Annotated in this window: 14 protein-coding genes; 10 read left to right on the top strand and 4 right to left on the bottom strand. The window is 70.9% G+C overall.

Translation table 11 applies throughout. The annotated features are described in order from the left end of the window. Positions 1-11: 11 nt before the first annotated feature. Positions 12-1,184, bottom strand: a complete 1,173-nt coding sequence (gene sucC / locus ACH4U7_RS33560) for an ADP-forming succinate--CoA ligase subunit beta (RefSeq protein WP_398531536.1) — start codon at positions 1,182-1,184, stop codon at positions 12-14. Positions 1,185-1,362: 178 nt separating this feature from the next. Here sucC and ACH4U7_RS33555 point away from each other — a divergent pair, with 178 nt between their 5' ends. The 4 genes from ACH4U7_RS33555 to ACH4U7_RS33540 all read left to right on the top strand — a co-directional run bounded on the left by ACH4U7_RS33555 (position 1,363) and on the right by ACH4U7_RS33540 (position 7,922). Beyond that, positions 1,363-3,045 (top strand): thiamine pyrophosphate-binding protein, encoded by a 1,683-nt coding sequence (locus ACH4U7_RS33555; protein ID WP_398531535.1) that lies wholly within the window; start codon positions 1,363-1,365, stop codon positions 3,043-3,045. A 12-nt stretch (positions 3,046-3,057) separates the two neighbouring features. Continuing rightward, positions 3,058-4,287, top strand: a complete 1,230-nt coding sequence (gene frc, locus ACH4U7_RS33550; RefSeq protein ID WP_398531534.1) for a formyl-CoA transferase — start codon at positions 3,058-3,060, stop codon at positions 4,285-4,287. A gap of 2 nt (positions 4,288-4,289) precedes the next feature. Further along, complete coding sequence (locus ACH4U7_RS33545; RefSeq protein ID WP_398531533.1) at positions 4,290-6,455, top strand: acetate--CoA ligase family protein; 2,166 nt, start codon at positions 4,290-4,292, stop codon at positions 6,453-6,455. Positions 6,456-6,530: 75 nt separating this feature from the next. Continuing rightward, the gene (locus ACH4U7_RS33540; protein WP_398531532.1) at positions 6,531-7,922 is read left to right on the top strand and encodes an OFA family MFS transporter; all 1,392 of its coding nucleotides are present in this window, start codon (positions 6,531-6,533) and stop codon (positions 7,920-7,922) included. Between the two features lie 142 nt (positions 7,923-8,064). Here ACH4U7_RS33540 and ACH4U7_RS33535 read toward each other — a convergent pair whose 3' ends face one another. Beyond that, positions 8,065-8,811 (bottom strand): SDR family oxidoreductase, encoded by a 747-nt coding sequence (locus tag ACH4U7_RS33535; protein ID WP_398531531.1) that lies wholly within the window; start codon positions 8,809-8,811, stop codon positions 8,065-8,067. Between the two features lie 139 nt (positions 8,812-8,950). On the opposite strand from ACH4U7_RS33535, the gene ACH4U7_RS33530 reads away from it, so the two are divergent. Both ACH4U7_RS33530 and ACH4U7_RS33525 read left to right on the top strand, forming a co-directional pair. Then, positions 8,951-9,802, top strand: a complete 852-nt coding sequence (locus tag ACH4U7_RS33530; RefSeq protein WP_398531530.1) for a helix-turn-helix transcriptional regulator — start codon at positions 8,951-8,953, stop codon at positions 9,800-9,802. A 24-nt stretch (positions 9,803-9,826) separates the two neighbouring features. After that, entirely contained in the window at positions 9,827-10,105 is a 279-nt protein-coding gene (locus ACH4U7_RS33525; protein ID WP_398531529.1) for a ribosomal protein L7/L12, read from the top strand. 83 nt (positions 10,106-10,188) lie between these two features. On the opposite strand, the gene ACH4U7_RS33520 is transcribed toward ACH4U7_RS33525, so the two are convergent. Continuing rightward, a complete protein-coding gene (locus ACH4U7_RS33520; RefSeq protein WP_398531528.1) occupies positions 10,189-10,866 on the bottom strand; it encodes a GntR family transcriptional regulator in 678 nt (225 codons plus the stop codon). Positions 10,867-11,063: 197 nt separating this feature from the next. Here ACH4U7_RS33520 and ACH4U7_RS33515 point away from each other — a divergent pair, with 197 nt between their 5' ends. After that, entirely contained in the window at positions 11,064-12,455 is a 1,392-nt protein-coding gene (locus tag ACH4U7_RS33515; protein WP_398531527.1) for an OFA family MFS transporter, read from the top strand. A 190-nt stretch (positions 12,456-12,645) separates the two neighbouring features. On the opposite strand, the gene ACH4U7_RS33510 is transcribed toward ACH4U7_RS33515, so the two are convergent. Then, positions 12,646-13,062, bottom strand: a complete 417-nt coding sequence (locus ACH4U7_RS33510; RefSeq protein ID WP_398531526.1) for a hypothetical protein — start codon at positions 13,060-13,062, stop codon at positions 12,646-12,648. A 281-nt stretch (positions 13,063-13,343) separates the two neighbouring features. On the opposite strand from ACH4U7_RS33510, the gene ACH4U7_RS33505 reads away from it, so the two are divergent. Genes ACH4U7_RS33505 through ACH4U7_RS33495 form a run of 3 tightly spaced genes read left to right on the top strand, consistent with a single transcriptional unit; the run spans position 13,344 to position 18,111 of the window. Continuing rightward, positions 13,344-15,290, top strand: a complete 1,947-nt coding sequence (locus ACH4U7_RS33505) for a molybdopterin oxidoreductase family protein (protein WP_398531525.1) — start codon at positions 13,344-13,346, stop codon at positions 15,288-15,290. Between the two features lie 2 nt (positions 15,291-15,292). Next, positions 15,293-17,254, top strand: coding sequence for an NAD(P)H-dependent oxidoreductase subunit E (locus ACH4U7_RS33500; RefSeq protein WP_398531524.1), 1,962 nt, complete (start codon positions 15,293-15,295; stop codon positions 17,252-17,254). Further along, positions 17,251-18,111: a 2Fe-2S iron-sulfur cluster-binding protein gene (locus tag ACH4U7_RS33495; protein WP_398531523.1), complete on the top strand. Its 861-nt coding sequence runs from the start codon at positions 17,251-17,253 to the stop codon at positions 18,109-18,111. The genes ACH4U7_RS33500 and ACH4U7_RS33495 overlap by 4 nt, the downstream gene beginning before the upstream one ends. Positions 18,112-18,113: the final 2 nt, after the last annotated feature.

Raw genomic sequence — 18,113 nt, 5'->3', positions numbered from 1 at the left:
CGTAAGCCCCCTTAGGCCGCGACTGCCGCGAGTTCGGCGGCCCGCGCCGCGGCGCCGTCCATGGTGTCCACCTGGTGTACGAGCGGATGGGCGCGCTCGGCGAGGATCGCCCGGCCGCGCGCCGCGCTGTTGCCGTCGAGCCGGACGACCAGCGGCTTGGTGAGGGTGACGGTGTCCAGGGCGCGGACGATGCCCTCGGCCACCGCGTCGCAGGCGGTGATCCCGCCGAAGACGTTGACGAGGACGGACCGTACGTCGGGGTCGCCGAGGACGACGGAGAGGCCGTCCGCCATCACCTCGGCCGAGGCGCCGCCGCCGATGTCGAGGAAGTCGGCGGGGCGGGCGCCGCAGCCCGCGACCACGTCGAGGGTGGACATGACCAGGCCCGCGCCGTTGCCGATGACGCCGACCTGGCCGTCCAGCTTGACGTAGTTCAGGCCCTTGGCCGCCGCCTTCGCCTCCAGCCAGTCCCCCGCGCCGCCCGCATCCGGCCCCGCCTCCGCCTCCAGGCCGACACCCCCGGTGTCCTCGTACGCGTACGCCCTGCGGAAGCTCGCGTTGTCGTCGAGCGTCACCTTGCCGTCCAGCGCCACGATCGCCCCGCCGCGCGTCACCACGAGCGGGTTGACCTCGACCAGCAGCGCGTCCTGCTCGGTCAGCACGGTCCACAGCCGGCGCAGGGTCCCCGCGGCCGCGGCCGGCAGCCCGCCCGCCGCGGCGATCTCGGCGGCCTTCGCCTCGGTCACGCCCTCCTCGGGGTCCACCGCGATCCGGGCCACCGCCTCGGGGCGGCGGGCCGCCACCTCCTCGATCTCCATGCCGCCCTCGGCGGAGGCGATCGCCAGGAAGCGGCCGCGGGCCCGGTCCAGGGCGTAGCCGACGTAGAACTCGCGCTCCACCTCGACCGGTTCGGCGACCATCACCCGGCGGACGGTGTGCCCCTTGATGTCCATGCCGAGAATCTGACGGGCGGTCAATTCCGCCGCCGCCGGGTCCGCGGCGAGCTTGACCCCGCCCGCCTTGCCCCGTCCCCCGGTCTTCACCTGCGCCTTGACGACGACTCGGCCGCCCAGCCGCTCGGCCGCCACGCGGGCCGCGGGCGCCGAGTCCGCGACCTCCGCCCGTGGCACCAACACGCCGTAGCGCTCGAAGAGTTCCCGTGCCTGATGTTCGAACAGGTCCATGCCCGCTCCTTCGGTCCCAGTCACAGCGCTTGGTCAAACCCTTGCCGCACGCCCCCTGGACATCGATCAGTCGATGCGGGATAACAATGTTCATACCGCATAACGTCGACTGTATGCAATCTGCAAGACCTGATCGCGAGACCGCACCCCCACCCCCTACGAAGGGACGCGCATCGCCATGCCCGACGACAGCCAGGAACTCATCTCCGGCGGGCACTTGGTCGCCAAGGCGCTCAAAGCCGAGGGCGTCGACGTCATCTATACGCTCTGCGGCGGCCACATCATCGACATCTACGACGGCTGCGTCGACGAGGGCATCGACGTCATCGACGTACGCCATGAACAGGTGGCCGCCCACGCCGCCGACGGCTACGCCCGCATCACCGGCAAACCCGGCTGCGCCGTCGTCACGGCCGGCCCCGGCACCACCGACGCGGTCACCGGCGTCGCCAACGCCTTCCGCGCCGAGTCCCCCATGCTGCTCATCGGCGGACAAGGGGCCCACACCCAGCACAAGATGGGGTCCCTCCAGGACCTCCCGCACGTCGACATGATGGCGCCGATCACCAAGTTCGCCGCCACCGTCCCGGACACCGCCCGCGCCGCCGACATGGTGTCCATGGCCTTCCGCGAGTGCTACCACGGCGCCCCCGGCCCGTCCTTCCTGGAGATCCCGCGCGACGTCCTGGACGCCAAGGTCCCGGCCGCGAAGGCCCGTATCCCCGAGGCCGGGAAGTACCGGGCCTCCACCCGAAGCGCCGGCGACCCCGAGGCCGTCGAGACCCTGGCCGACCTGCTGGTGCGGGCCGAGAAGCCGGCGATCCTGCTGGGCAGCCAGGTGTGGACCTGCCGGGGCACCGACGCGGCCATCGAGCTGGTACGGACGCTGAATGTGCCCGCGTATATGAACGGCGCGGGCCGCGGCACCCTGCCGCCCGGCGACCCGCACCACTTCCAGCTCTCCCGCCGCTACGCCTTCTCCAACGCCGATCTGATCGTGATCGTCGGCACCCCGTTCGACTTCCGGATGGGGTACGGCAAGCGGCTCTCCCCCGACGCGACGGTCGTCCAGATCGACCTCGACTACCGCACCGTCGGCAAGAACCGCGACATCGACCTCGGCATCGTCGGCGACGCGGGCCTCGTCCTGTCCGCCGTCACCCAGGCCGCCTCGGGCCGCATCAACGGGGGCGCGGACCGGCGCAAGGAGTGGCTGGACGAGCTGCGCGCCGCCGAGCAGACCGCGATCGAGAAGCGGCTGCCGCAGCTGCGCTCGGACGCCTCCCCCATCCATCCGTACCGCCTGGTCAGCGAGATCAACGACTTCCTCACCGAGGACTCGATCTACATCGGCGACGGCGGCGACATCGTCACCTTCTCCGGCCAGGTGGTGCAGCCCAAGTCCCCCGGCCACTGGATGGACCCCGGTCCGCTGGGCACCCTCGGCGTCGGCGTGCCGTTCGTGATGGCCGCCAAGCAGGCCCGCCCCGACAAAGAGGTCGTGACCCTCTTCGGGGACGGCGCGTTCTCCCTCACCGGCTGGGACTTCGAGACGCTGGTCCGCTTCAACCTGCCCTTCGTCGGCATCGTCGGCAACAACTCCTCGATGAACCAGATCCGTTACGGCCAGAAGGCCAAGTACGGCGAGGAGCGCCAGCGGGTCGGCAACACCCTCGGCGATGTGCCGTACGACCAGTTCGCGCGGATGCTCGGCGGCTACGGCGAGGAGGTCCGCGACCCGGCGGACATCGCCCCGGCCCTGCGGCGCGCCCGCGAGTCCGGCAAGCCGTCGCTGATCAACGTCTGGGTCGACCCGGACGCGTACGCCCCCGGAACGATGAACCAGACGATGTACAAGTAAAGGGGCCAAGAGATGACCAAGGCTCTTGAGGGCGTACGCGTCCTCGACATGACGCACGTACAGTCCGGTCCCTCCGCCACCCAGCTGCTGGCCTGGCTCGGCGCGGACGTCATCAAGCTGGAGTCCGTCACCGGGGACATCACGCGCAAGCAGCTGCGCGACCTCCCGGACGTCGACTCCCTCTACTTCACGATGCTCAACTGCAACAAGCGGAGCATCACCCTCAACACCAAGTCCGAGCGCGGCAAGGAGATCCTGACCGAGCTCATCCGGCGCAGCGACGTCATGGTGGAGAACTTCGGCCCGGGCGCCGTGGACCGCATGGGCTTCACCTGGGAGCGCATCCAGGAGATCAACCCGCGGATCGTCTACGCCTCGATCAAGGGCTTCGGCGACGGCCCGTACACCAAGTTCAAGGCGTATGAGGTGGTCGCGCAGGCCATGGGCGGGTCGATGTCCACGACCGGGTTCGACGACGGACCGCCGCTGGCGACCGGCGCGCAGATCGGCGACTCGGGCACCGGGGTGCACTGTGTGGCGGGCATCCTGGCCGCGCTCTACCAGCGCACCCGCACCGGGCGCGGCCAGCGCGTCAATGTGGCCATGCAGCACGCGGTGCTGAATCTGTGCCGGGTCAAGCTGCGCGATCAGCAGCGGCTGGCGCACGGCCCGCTCGCGGAGTACCCGAACGAGAGCTTCGGGGACGAGGTGCCGCGCTCGGGCAACGCGAGCGGCGGCGGGCAGCCGGGCTGGGCGGTCAAATGCGCGCCCGGCGGGCCCAACGACTATGTGTACGTCATCGTGCAGCCCGTGGGCTGGCAGCCGATCACGGAGCTGATCGGGCGGCCGGAGCTGGCCGAGGACCCGGAGTGGGCGACCCCCGAGGCGCGGCTGCCCAAGCTGGCCAAGATGTTCCAGCTGATCGAGGAGTGGTCGAGCACCCTGCCCAAGTGGGAGGTGCTGGAGGCGCTGAACGCCCACAACATCCCCTGCGGGCCGATCCTGTCCACCAAGGAGATCGTCGAGGACGCGTCGCTCGCGGCCAACGAGATGGTGGTGCGGGTCGACCACCCCGAGCGCGGCACCTTCACCACCGTCGGCTCGCCGCTGAAGCTCTCCGACTCCCCGGTCGAGGTCGAGCGCTCGCCACTGCTGGGCGAGCACAACGAAGAGGTGTACGTCGGGGAGCTGGGCCTCGGCGACGAGGAAGTACGGCTGCTCAAAGCGAACGGAGTGATCTGACGGTGGCGGACGAGACAAACCAGTCGGACCAGTCAATCTGTGACACGGCGGCCGTGCGGGCCGTGCTCGACGCCGCGCGCGCCGAGGGGCGTTCGGCGCTGACGGCTCCCGAGGGCAAGCTGATCACCGACGCGTACGGGATTCCGACCCCGGCCGAGGGGCTGGCGGAGTGCGCGGACGACGCGGTGGCGCTCGCCGACCGGATCGGCTTCCCGGTCGCCCTCAAGATCGTCTCCCCGGACATCCTGCACAAGACCGACGCGGGCGGCGTCCAGGTGGGGCTGACGTCGGCGGCCGAGGTGCGCGGCGCGTTCACCGCGATCGTGACCAACGCCCGCGCGTACGACCCGAAGGCCCGGATCAAGGGCGTGCAGGTGCAGCAGATGGTGCCGGCGGGCGGCCAGGAGGTCATCGTCGGTGCGGTCACCGACCCGACCTTCGGGAAGGTCGTCGCGTTCGGCCTCGGCGGGGTGCTGGTGGAGGTGTTGAAGGACATCACCTTCCGGCTGGCCCCGGCGAGCAGGGACGACGCCCTGTCGATGCTGGACTCCATCCGGGCCGCCGAGGTGCTGCGCGGCGTACGCGGCGGGGCGGCGGTGGACCGGGAGGCGCTGGCCGACCTGGTGGTCCGGGTCTCCCGGCTGGCCGCCGACTTCCCCGAGATCGCCGAGGTGGACCTCAACCCGGTGTTCGCCTCCGCGAGCGGGGTGCTGGCCGCCGACGTACGGATCCTGCTCAGCGACGCACCGCCCGCCGAGCGGCGCCGCTACTCGCGCGAGGAGATCCTGACCGCGATGCGGCGGCTGATGCAGCCGCGCTCGGTCACCGTGATCGGCGCCTCCAACGAGCAGGGCAAGATCGGCAACTCGGTGATGCGCAACCTCATCGACGGCGGCTTCCCCGGCGAGATCCACCCGGTGAACCCCAAGTCCGACGACATCCTGGGCCGCAAGGCGTACAAGTCGGTGACGGACGTGCCGGGCGAGGTGGATGTGGCGGTCTTCGCGATCCCCGCGAAGTTCGTCCCCGCCGCGCTGGAGGAGGTCGGCCGCAAGGGCATCCCCAACGCCGTCCTCATCCCCTCCGGCTTCGCCGAGACCGGCGAACACGAGCTGCAGGAGCGGATCGTGGCGATCGCCGAGGAGCACGGGGTCCGGCTGCTGGGGCCGAACATCTACGGCTACTACTCCACCTGGCAGGACCTGTGCGCCACCTTCTGCACCCCGTACGACGTCAAGGGGCCGGTGGCGCTCACCTCGCAGTCCGGCGGCATCGGGATGGCGATCCTCGGCTTCGCCCGCACCACCCGCACCGGAGTGTCGGCGATCGTCGGCCTCGGCAACAAGTCGGACGTGGACGAGGACGACCTGCTCACCTACTTCGGCGAGGACCCCAACACCCAGTGCATCGCCATGCACCTGGAAGACCTCAAGGACGGCCGCGCCTTCGTCGAAGCCGCGCGCGCCACCGTGCCGAAGAAACCGGTCGTGGTGCTCAAGGCGGGCCGTACGGCGGCGGGCGCCAAGGCCGCGGGCTCCCACACCGGAGCGCTGGCCGGGGACGACGCGGTCTACGACGACATCCTGCGGCAGGCCGGAGTGATCCGCGCCCCGGGCCTGAACGAGATGCTGGAGTACGCGCGGGCGCTGCCGGTGCTGCCCACGCCACAGGGTGACAACGTCGTCATCATCACCGGCGCCGGGGGCTCGGGGGTGCTGCTGTCCGACGCCATCGTCGACAACGGTCTCTCCCTGATGGAGATCCCGCCGGACCTGGACGCGGCCTTCCGCCGCTTCATCCCGCCCTTCGGCGCGGCCGGCAACCCGGTCGACATCACCGGGGGCGAGCCGCCGGCCACCTACGAGGCCACCATCCGGCTGGGCCTGGAGGACCCGCGCATCCACGCGCTCGTCCTCGGCTATTGGCACACCATCGTCACCCCGCCCATGGTGTTCGCCGAGCTCACCGCGCGGGTCGTCGAGGAGTTCCGGGCGCGCGGGATCCACAAGCCCGTGGTGGCCTCCCTCGCGGGCGACACCGAGGTCGAGGAGGCGAGCCAGTACCTCTTCGAGCACGGCGTGGTGGCCTACCCCTACACCACCGAGAAGCCGGTGGCCGTCCTGGGCGCGAAATACCGCTGGGCCCGGTCGGCGGGGTTGCTCACGTAGAAGCGCACCGTTCTCCGAGCACGAAGAGTTTGGACAGGGGGCGCTGGCCAGTTCCTTCGAAGCCAAGGGGACGTCATGAGCACAGAGCAACACCGGGATGGGACCGTGCCATTCCGCGAAGTGCAAGACGGCAAGGGGCGCATCTACCGCATCGGTGAGACGGACCGCGACATTCTCGGCCACAGCCGGAAGTTGATGGTCTATCTGCCGTGGATCGCGATGATGGCCATCAGCGTGTCCGAGTACGCGTACGGATCGGCCGAGGACACGCTCTCCGACGCACACGGCTGGAGCCAGAGCAACACCTTCTGGATCCTGAGCGTGTGGGTGTTCTTCCAGGCCGGGATCGCCTTCCCGGCCGGCTGGATGCGGGAGAGGGGGATCCTGACCGCCCGCAGGGCGATGTTCACCGGGTCGGCGCTGTGTCTGGTCGGCTTCCTCGCCCTCTCCCACCTCGACAACGTTGCCGCCGCGATCTTCGGCTTCGGCGTCGTCGGGGGGCTCGGCTCCGGGCTCGTCTACGCCACCTGCATCAATATGGTGGGCAAGTGGTTCCCGGAGCGGCGCGGCGCGAAGACCGGGTTCGTCAACGGCGGCTTCGCGTACGGCGCACTGCCGTTCATCTTCATCTTCAACTACTGGTTCGACACCGGAAACTACAACGAGGTGCTCGACCTCATCGGTGTCTATGTGCTGATCGTGGTGGCGGTCTGCGCCTGGTTCTTCAAGGACCCGCCCAAGAACTGGTGGCCCGCGGATATCGACCCGATCCGCTTCAGCGGCAACGCCAAGAGCGCGGCGAGCCTGGCCAAGAACCCGCCCGCGGTGCGGCAGTACACGCCCAAGGAGGCCATCAGGACGGGCGTGCTGCCACTGATGTGGCTGGCCCTGGTGATGACGGCCGGGGTGTCCATCTTCGGCATCTCCTTCCAGGTCGACTACGCCAAGGACGTGGGCTTCGGCCCGCTGGTCGCGGCCTCGTCGATGGGCGTCATGTCCGTCATCAACGGCGTGGGGCGCGGGGTCGTGGGCTGGCTGTCGGACATCTGGGGGCGCAAGAACACCCTGGTGTTCGTGATCGTGGTCCTGGGGCTCGCGCAGTTCGGGGTGATCTGGGCCGGAAACCTGCACAACGAGGCGCTGTTCCTCTTCTTCGCCTTCCTCTCCGGCTTCGGCGGCGGCGCCTTCTACCCGATGTTCGCCGCCCTGACCCCGGACTACTTCGGCGAGAACTACAACGCCACCAACTACGGCCTGGTGTACAGCGGAAAGCTGGTCAGCGGGCTGTTCGGCGGTGGCCTCGGCTCCATGGTGGTCGACGACTGGGGGTACGACGGGGCGTACGCGCTGGCCGGCGGCATCTCCATGGTGGCGGCCGGGGTCGCCCTGCTGCTGCGCCAGCCGGGCCGGCCACGGGTCCGGGACATCGCGCCCAACCCGCAGCCGATCAGCCGGGAGGCGGTCTGACGGCGACGTGAGACAGGCCGTCGTACGGCGGCACGAGCCTCGTACGGTGGCGGATTCGGGACGGCGGCACGCCTGCACCATGGGCGTGCCGCCGTCCCGCGTTTCCTCCGGGCAACGGGGGCTACGAGGGGGCAACTGCTGGTTACTGGGCGCTCGCGGTGGGGCGCACCACGATCTCGTTCACGTCGACCTCGGCGGGCCGGCTGACGGCGAAGGCGATGGCATCCGCGACCGCCGACGCGGGGATGGCCACCGCGCGATATGCCTTCATCGCCTCGCGGGCCTCCGGGTCGGAGATCGAATCGGCGAGTTCGGACTCGGTGACGCCCGGGGACACCACGCTGACCCGGATGTCGGTGGCCGACTCCTGGCGCAGCCCCTCGGAGAGCGCGCGTACGGCGAACTTGGTCGCGCAGTACACGGCGGCGGTGGGCGACACCTCGTACGCGCCGACCGAGGCGACGTTCACAAAGTGCCCGCCGCGCTGCCGCCGCATCAGCGGCAGGGCGGCCGCGATGCCGTACAGCACACCGCGGATGTTCACATCGATCATGCGATCCCACTCGTCGACCTTCAGCGCCCCGAGCGGCGAGAGCGGCATCACCCCGGCGTTGTTGACCATCACGTCCACCCGTCCCCAGCGCTCAACGGCGGCGGAGACGAAGTCCCGCATATCGGCGGCGTCCGTGACATCCAGCGACCGGCAGGCGGCGCTGCCGCCCTTGGCGGTGATGTCCTGGACCAGCGACTCCAGGCGGTCGACGCGCCGCGCGCCCAGCAGGACGTGGTGGCCGTCGGCGGCCAGGCGGCGGGCGGTGGCCTCCCCGATGCCGCTGCTCGCTCCGGTGACCAGGACGACCTTGTTGATGTTCCCGGCGGTGTCCGTCATGCGTTTTCTCCGTAAATCGTCAGGTGGAACGCTTCCGTCACGCCGAGTCTGAGCAGGTCAGCGGCCGTCAACCAGGACAGGCGCTGCCTGGGTGCGGCACACCCGGGCAGCCCGCGGAGCCGCCGCCTAGCCTGGACGCATGGCTGACAACCACCTGGGAGACTTTCTGCGTACGCGGCGCGCGGCACTGCGGCCGGAGGACGTCGGCATGGCGAGCCACGGGCTGCGCAGGGTCGCCGGGCTGCGCCGTGAGGAGGTCGCGGTCCTGGCCGGGATGAACGTCGACTACTACACGCGGCTGGAACAGGGCCGTGAGCGCCATCCCTCGCCCCAGGTGCTCGACGCCCTCGGCCACGCCCTGCGCCTCGATCCGGACGCCCGGGCACATCTGCACCGAGTGGCCGGGGTGGCGCCGGGCACACGGCCCGCCGCCACCGCCGCCACCGTGTCCCCGGCGCTGCGCCAGCTGATGGACGGCTACCCGAACACCCCGGCGTTCGTGATCAACCGCACCATGGACATCCTCGCCGCCAACGCCCTGACCGACGCCCTGTACGCCCCGTTCGCAGCGGCGGACAACCTGGTCCGCATGGCCTTCCTGGACCCTGTGGCGCGTGGCTTCTACCCGGACTGGGACTGGACGGCCCAGGCCACCGTGGCCAATCTGCGCGAGGCGACCGGCTTTGACGCGGACGACCCGCGGCTGCGCGAGCTCGTCGCCACCCTCACCGAGCACAGCGCGGAGTTCACCCGCCTCTGGAACACGCACAGCGTGCGCGGCAAGACCCGGGAACCCAAGCGCTTCCTGCACCCCGACGTCGGCCCGCTCACCCTCACCTACCAGGCCTTCGACGTACGTGACGCCCCCGGCCAGCAGCTCATCATCTACCACGCCGAACCGGGCAGCCCCAGCGCCGAGGCCCTGGGCCTCCTCGGCTCCGTCCACGCCACCCGGCACCGGGCGGATTCTCCGCCCCAGCGTGATCGCTAGGCGTGATCGCTAGGGTTGCGGAGCATGACACTGACAGCAGTAGCCCTAGTCGTTATGGTCATCGCGGTGTTGGGGTCGGCCATCGAGCGCAAGATCGACAAGCTGAACCGCAGGACCGCCCAGTTGACCCGCAAGCTCGATCTGATACTCGACCACCTGGGCATCGAGGAACCCCAGCCGGAGCTGGCGCCGGTGCGTGCCCTCCTCGTGGAGGGGAAGAAGTTGCACGCCATCAAGGCCTACCGGGAGATCACCGGGGCGGATCTGAAGGAGGCCAAGGAGGCGGTCGAACGCATGGGGTGACGCGCCTCCGCGACACTCCCCGACGCCGCCCGCCACCGCCCCTGACCCGCGGCGGCGCGTCAGCCCGTCGGCCCCTCGGCCCGTCAGCCGCGCTCGCGCTCGTGGTACGTACGCCGGGTGTGCTCGGTGTGGGCGCGCATGACGTCCGTGGCGCGGCGCTCGTCCTGGGCGGAGATGGCCGCGATCAGCTCGCGGTGTTCGATCCAGGACTGCTTGCCGCGCTGCCGGGCCACCGGGGTGTAGTACCAGCGGACCCGGCGGTCCACCTGGGCGGCCAGCTCGGCCAGGACCGCGTTTCCCGCGAGCTCCATCACTTTGGCGTGGAACTCCGCGTTCGCCGCGACCGCGCCGTCCACGTCGTCGGCGAGCACCGCGCGCTCGCCCTTGACGCACAGCTCCTCCAGGGCCTCGACCCCGGACGGCCCGGCGTGTACGGCGGCCAGACGGGCGGCCTCGGCCTCCAGGAGGGTGCGGACCGTGAGGAGTTGGTCGGCCTCCTCCTCGGTGGGCTCGTGGACGAACGCGCCCTGGGCGGGGCGCAGATCAACCCAGCCCTCCGTGTTCAGCCGCTGCAGCGCCTCGCGCACCGGCTGGCGGGAGACTCCGAGGTGGCCGGCGAGCTCGCTCTCGACCAGGTGCTGGCCGGGGCGCAGGGCGCGGGTGGTGATCAGCTCGAGCAGCGCCTCGTAGACGCGCTCGCGGAGCGGCCCCGGTCGCTCCAGCTTCGGCACCGCGCCCTGCGGCAGTCCTCTGGACAGCATCGGGCCCCTTTCGGATTCGTCGTCTCGGGCTCTGTGGCTCTGACTGACTCTGTGGCCTCTCTGGCCTCTGTGGCTCTCGGCTCCCTCGGCGGACAGGCTCCCCCGATTGGTTATTGTCTACAGTTTACCCATACTGTCCACGCACTGACCGCCTGACATCTGGTCAGGAGGTGGCCGAATTACTTAAAGTCGCGGCCATGCCCTCCACTCCCCGCCTCGCCTTCCTCGACCGCTCCCGCACCCTCGCACCGCCGGGCTGGAGCCGCTGGCTGGTTCCGCCCGCCGCGCTCTCCGTCCATCTCGCCATCGGCCAGGCGTACGCCTGGAGCGTGTTCAAGCCTCCGCTGGAGTCCTCGCTCGACCTGTCGGGAACGGCGAGCGCGCTCCCCTTCCAACTGGGCATCGTGATGCTGGGCCTCTCCGCGGCCTTCGGCGGCACGCTGGTCGAGCGCAACGGCCCGCGCTGGGCGATGTTCGTATCGCTGGTCTGCTTCTCCTCCGGCTTCCTCGTCGCCGCGCTGGGCGCCGCCACCCGCCAGTACTGGCTGGTGGTCCTCGGCTATGGCTTCATCGGCGGCATCGGCCTCGGCATCGGATACATCTCACCGGTCTCCACACTGATGAAGTGGTTCCCCGACCGACCAGGGATGGCCACCGGCATCGCCATCATGGGCTTCGGCGGCGGCGCGCTCATCGCCTCGCCCTGGTCGACCCGGCTGCTGGACGCGTTCGGCGAGGACAGCTCCGGTATCGCGGCCACCTTCCTGGTGCACGGGCTCACCTACGGGGCCTTCATGGCACTCGGCGTACTGCTGGTGCGAGTGCCACCGGACGGCTGGCGGCCGGCCGGCTGGGAGCCGCCGAGCGCACCCGGCCGCCTGGTCAGCACCGCCAACGTCTCCGCCCGCAACGCCATCCGCACCCCGCAGTTCTGGTGCCTGTGGGTCGTGCTGTGCATGAACGTCACGGCCGGTATCGGCATCCTGGAGAAGGCCGCGCCGATGATCACGGACTACTTCGCGGACACCTCGGCCTCCGTCACCACCTCCGCCGCCGCGGGCTTCGTGGCGCTGCTGTCGGCCGCGAACATGACGGGTCGGCTGCTGTGGTCCTCGACCTCCGACCTGCTCGGCCGCAAGAACATGTACCGGATCTACCTGGGCGTGGGCGCGCTGATGTATCTGGCGCTCGCGCAGCTCGGGGACTCCTCCAAGCCGCTGTTCGTGGTCTGCGCGCTGGTGATCCTGTCCTTCTACGGCGGCGGGTTCGCGACCGTACCGGCGTATCTGAAGGACCTGTTCGGCACCTACCAGGTGGGCGCGATCCACGGGCGGCTGCTGACGGCCTGGTCGCTGGCCGGGGTCCTCGGCCCGTTCATCGTCAACAAGGTCGCCGACCACCAGAAGGAGGCCGGACACACCGGCCCCGGCCTCTACTCGCTCTCCATGTCCATCATGATCGGCCTGCTCGTCATCGGCTTCGTGGCCAACGAGCTGATCCGGCCGGTCGATCCGCGCTTCCACGAGCCCGCCGCAGAGCCGGCCGACACCCGGGAATCCACCCCCGCCGAGAAGGGAACGGACCGATGAGGAACCGCACGGCGCTGACCGTGGCCGTCTGGGCCTGGGTGGTCCTCCCGTTCGGCTACGGGGTCTACGAACTCGTACGCAAGGCCACCCAGCTCTTCACCGGCTGAGCCGGGCGGACCCAAATGGGCAGAGGCCCCGGCCGCCCGATCAGAGCGGGCCGGGGCCTCTTCGTCACATCGCCGGGCCCGGGTCAGGGCCGCGTCGCGCGCAGCGCCGCGTACTGCAGGGCCGCGAAGCCGCCGACCGTGACGGCCTGCAGCGGGATCCACACCGCGCCCGCCGTCGTCGGCGCCAGCCAGGTGGCGAGCGCGATCAGGCTGACCACGGCCCAGGCCACGTTCGACTCGATGACGGCACGGACCGGCAGCAACGGCGGGCTCTTGCGCGTGGCGAGGATTCCGACGCCCGCGCCGAAGAGCGTGAGGAAGGCGCCGAGTCCCAGCAGCAGCCCCTGGCCCATGCCGAGAAATCTGCCGAGCGGCCCGGAGGCGGCGAGGTAGGCGAGCCCGTTGCCGGTGGTGACGACGGCGTCGAGGGCGAGGAAGCGGCGCAGCATGGTCTGCGGCTCGGAGGTGCGGGCCAGGGCGGCGAGCTGAACAGCGGACATGACGGATCGGCCTCCGTGGGCGTCGGGGTCCCGTGGGGATGGTCTGCCAGGGTCCCGGGCCGGAGTGCGCCGGCCCGTGGCCTGGTGGAAACCACTCTGCCCGGCGGGTTTCGGACGGTCGATTACGTCAGGGGTAATGCCCGTACGCCGCGGGTGTGCTGCAAGGACGCTGTGGAACCCTTCCCTAACAACCTCAGCAGGCATACTGTATTCAATATCCTGTCGACATGCTCGCGTTGCCGACGATGTATGAGCCGTCATGCCGTCATAAGGAGCCCGTCGTGGCCCGTAACCGCAACCGACAGCCCAGGCGCTACCCCCGCCTCAGCCACCCGCTCGTACGGGACCCCGCGAGCGGCGAACTGCGCCGCGCCACCTGGGAGGAGGCCCTTGACCGGGCCGCCGCCGGGTTCGCCGCCGCCACCGGGGCGTACGGGCCCGACGCGTTCGGGATGTTCTCCTGCGCCCGTGCGACCAACGAGATGAACTACGTGGCCCAGAAGTTCACGCGCGTGGTCATCGGCACCAACAACGTGGACTCGTGCAACCGCACCTGCCACGCGCCCAGCGTCGCGGGCCTGTCGGCGGTCTTCGGCTCCGGGGGCGGTACCTCTTCGTACGCCGAGGTCGAGGACACCGACCTGATCGTGATGTGGGGCTCCAACGCCCGCTTCGCTCACCCCATCTTCTTCCAGCACGTGCTCAAGGGCATCCGGGGCGGCGCCCGGATGTACGCCGTCGATCCGCGCCGCACCTCCACCGCCGAATGGGCGGAGAGCTGGCTGGGGCTCAACGTCGGCACCGACATCCCGCTCGCCCACGCCGTCGGCCGCGAGATCATCCACTCCGGGCTCGCCAACCGCGCCTTCATCGACCGCGCGACCAGCGGCTTCGAGGAGTACGCCGCCGAGGTCGAGCCCTGGACGCTCACCGCCGCCGAGAAGGTCACCGGGGTGCCGGCGGCCGCGATCCGCGACCTCGCACACGCCTACGCCACCGCCGAACGCGCCCAGCTGTGCTGGACACTGGGCATCACCGAACACCACAACGGCACCGACAACGTCCGGGCGCTGATCAACCTGTCCCTGCTGACCGGACACGTCGGCCGCCACGGCTCCGGGCTCCAGCCGCTGCGCGGCCAGAACAACGTGCAGGGCGGTGGCGACATGGGCGCCATCCCCAACCGGCTGCCCGGTTTCCAGGACATCCTGGACCCGGGCAGCCGGCGGAAGTTCGAGGCGGCGTGGGACGTGGTCATCCAGCCGCGCTACGGGCTCAACCTCACCGAGATGTTCGAGGCGATGGAGGAGGGCCGGCTGCGCACGGTCTACTGCGTCGGCGAGAACCCGGCCCAGTCCGAGGCCGACAGCGAGCAGGCCGTACGGCGGCTGCGGGCCCTGGACCACCTGGTGGTCCAGGACATCTTCCTGACCAAGACCGCTGAGTTGGCCGATGTCGTACTGCCCGCCACCGCCGCCTGGTGCGAGACGGACGGCACGACCACCAACAGCGAGCGGCGGGTGCAGCGGGTGCGCAAGGCGGTGGCCCCGCCGGGCGAGGCCCGCGAGGACATCGACATCATCTGCGAGCTGGCGCGGCGGCTGGGCCACGCCTGGAAGTTCACGGATGCCGAGGAGGTGTGGAACGAGCTGCGCGCGGTCTCCCCCGACCACTTCGGGATGACGTACGAGCGGCTCGAGGAACACCACGGCATCCAGTGGCCCTGCCCCAGCACCGAGCGGCTGGAGCCCAGCTATCTGCACGGGCGGCTGTGGGCGGCGGACCCGGCGCTGCGCGGACCGCGCGCCCCCTTCGGGCCGGTCAAGCACGACCCGCCGGTCGATCTGACCGACGAGCGCTACCCGATCCGGCTCACCACGGGGCGGCGCCTCGACTCGTACAACACCGGGGTGCAGAGCGGCAGTTTCGCCTCCCCGCTGCGGCGCGGCGAGTACATCGAACTGTGCCCGGAGGACGCGGACCGCTACGGGGTGGCGGCCGGGGAGGAGGTGCGCGTGGCGTCACGGCGCGGCACGGTGGTGGCGCCGGTGTGGATCGACCCGGGGCTGCGGCCCGGGCTCGCGTTCATGACCATGCACTTTCCCGACGAGGTCGACACCAACGCGCTGACCATCGAGGCGAATTGCCCGATCGCCGGGACGGCCGAGTTCAAGGCGTCTGCCATCCGGATCGAAAAGCTTCCCGTGTCCGCCGATGTGAGGAGCTGAGCGTGGATCTGCACTTCGGTGACAGCAAGCCGACGGACGAGGAGCGGGCCGCCGTCGACGCGCTGCTCGGCCCGCCCGGGTCCGCCTGGGAGGGCGCCGACGACCGTACGGACACCGATCTGCGCTGGGCGCGCGGCGGGCGGGCGGCGCGCGAGCGGCGGGACCTGCTGCTGCCGGGGCTGCACGCGATCAACGACCGCGTGGGCTGGATCAGCGAGGGCGCGCTGGACTATCTGTGCCGTCGGCTGACCGTGCCGCCCGCCGAGGGCTATGGCGTGGCGACCTTCTACGCGATGTTCTCGGTCCGCCCCCGCCCGGCCACCGTCGTCCACGTCTGTACGGACCTGGCCTGCGCGGCCCGCGGGTCGGCGGAGGTGTGCGCGGGTCTCGAGCGCGAGTTGGGGGCGGCGGGGTCGGCCCGGGCGGGCGGTGTGGTCTGGCAGCCGAGCCCGTGCCTGGGCCTGTGCGAGCGCGCCCCGGCGGCGCTGGCCATCCGCGCGGGCGTACCCACGGCCGCCGCCGGGGCCACAGCAGCACCAACGACCGCCACCGGGCCCGCCGCCACCGCCGTCATCGCCCCCGCCACCCCCGCCACCGCCGTCGAGGCCGCCCGAGCGGTGGCGGACGCACCGGCCGAGCCGCCCGCCGTGGCCGCCGTACCGCAGGCCGGGGCCGCGGCCGGGGCCTGGCCTGGGATCGGGAGCCGGGCCCAAGGGCTGCGGCTGCTGCGCAGAGTCGGGGTCGTGGACCCGGCGAGCCTGGACGACTACCGCGCCCACGGCGGCTACGCCGCCCTGCGCCGGGCCTTCGCGCTCGGGCCCGCCGGGGTGATCCGCGAGGTGAGCGACGCGGGTCTGGTGGGGCGGGGCGGGGCCGCGTTCCCGACCGGGCGTAAGTGGGACGCCACCGCCCGGCAGCCCGACCACCCGCACTATCTGGTGTGCAACGCGGACGAAAGTGAGCCGGGGACGTTCAAGGACCGGGTGCTGATGGAGGGCGACCCGTACGCGCTCATCGAGGCCATGACCATCGCCGGATACGCGATCGGCGCCCACCACGGCTATCTCTACCTCCGCGGTGAGTACCCGCGCGCCCTCGCCCGCCTCGAGCACGCCATCGGCCAGGCGCGCGCCCGCGGTCTGCTCGGCCCGGACGTGCTGGGCCAGGGCTTCGCGTTCGACATCGAGATCCGGCGCGGCGCGGGGGCGTACATCTGCGGCGAGGAGACCGCGATCTTCAACTCGATCGAGGGGCGGCGCGGCGAGCCCCGCAGCAAGCCGCCGTTCCCCGTCGAGAAGGGCCTGTTCGGCAAACCGACCGCGGTCAACAACGTCGAGACGCTGGTCAACGTCCTGCCGATCCTGACCGAGGGCGCCGCGGCTTATGCGCGCGTCGGCACCGAAACCTCCACCGGCACCAAACTTTTCTGTGTCTCCGGCGCCGTGGACCGCCCCGGGGTCTACGAGCTGCCGTTCGGCGCCACGCTCCGCGAGCTGCTGGACCTCGCCGGGCCGCCGCCCGCCCTGCGCGCGGTGCTGCTCGGCGGCGCGGCGGGCGGCTTCGTACGCCCCGATGAGCTGGACGTGCCGCTCACCTTCGAGGGCACCCGGGCCGCGGGCACCACGCTGGGCTCGGGGGTGGTGCTGGTCCTGGACGAGAGCGTGGAACTGCCGCGCATCCTGCTGCGCATCGCGGAGTTCTTCCGCGACGAGTCCTGCGGGCAGTGCGTGCCCTGCCGAGTGGGCACGGTGCGGCAGGAGGAGGCGCTGCACCGGATCAAGGACCGTACGGGGGCGGCCGCGGCCGACGATATCGCGCTGCTGCGCGAGGTCGGGCAGGCGATGCGGGACGCCTCGATCTGCGGTCTGGGCCAGACCGCCTGGAACGCCGTCGAATCCGCCATCGACCGGCTCGGCGTCTTCGAACCCCCTCGACCGTCCGCCGGGAAGGGAGCCTCCGTATGACCGCCGTCCCGCTCCAGCCACCGCGCCGCCTGGTCGACTTCACGCTCGACGGGGAGCCGGTGCGCGCCCCCGAGGGGTCCACGCTCCTGGACGCGTGCCGCGCCTCGGGCAAGGACATCCCGACGCTGTGCCAGGGCGACACGCTCACCCCCAAGAACGCCTGCCGGGTGTGTGTGGTGGAGGTCGAGGGCGCGCGGACCCTCGCCCCGGCCTGCTCGCGCCGTGTGGAGCCGGGCATGGAGGTGCGTACGGACACCGACCGGGCGCGGCACGGCCGCAAGGTGGTCCTGGAGCTGCTGGCCTCCTCGACCGATCTGTCGACGACGCCGCGCGCCGCCGAGTGGATCGAGGAGTACGGGGCCGAGCCGGGGCGCTTCGGGCCGGACGCGGCCCGGATGGACGAGCAGCCGAAGGTCGACAACGACCTCTATGTCCGCGACTACGACAAGTGCATCCTGTGCTACAAGTGCGTGGACGCGTGTGGTGAGCAGTGGCAGAACACCTTCGCCATCGCGGTCGCGGGCCGCGGTTTCGACGCCCGGATCTCCACCGAGCACGACGCCCCGCTGACCGACTCTGCCTGTGTCTACTGCGGCAACTGCATCGAGGTGTGCCCGACCGGCGCGCTCAGCTTCAGGTCGGAATTCGACATGCGGGCGGCCGGGACCTGGGACGAGTCGGCGCAGACCGAGACCACGACCGTATGCGCCTACTGCGGCGTCGGCTGCAACCTCACGCTCCACGTGCAGGACAATGAGATCGTGAAGGTCACCTCGCCACACGACAATCCGGTGACCCACGGCAATCTCTGTATCAAAGGTCGCTTCGGCTACCAGCACGTACAGAACCGGGACTGACG

It is taken from the genome of Streptomyces sp. NPDC020845, from assembly GCF_044334165.1.
In the GTDB taxonomy this organism is placed as follows: domain Bacteria; phylum Actinomycetota; class Actinomycetes; order Streptomycetales; family Streptomycetaceae; genus Streptomyces.
Note: the sequence above shows the minus strand (reverse complement) of the source record. Positions and strands in the feature narration are given on the sequence as shown.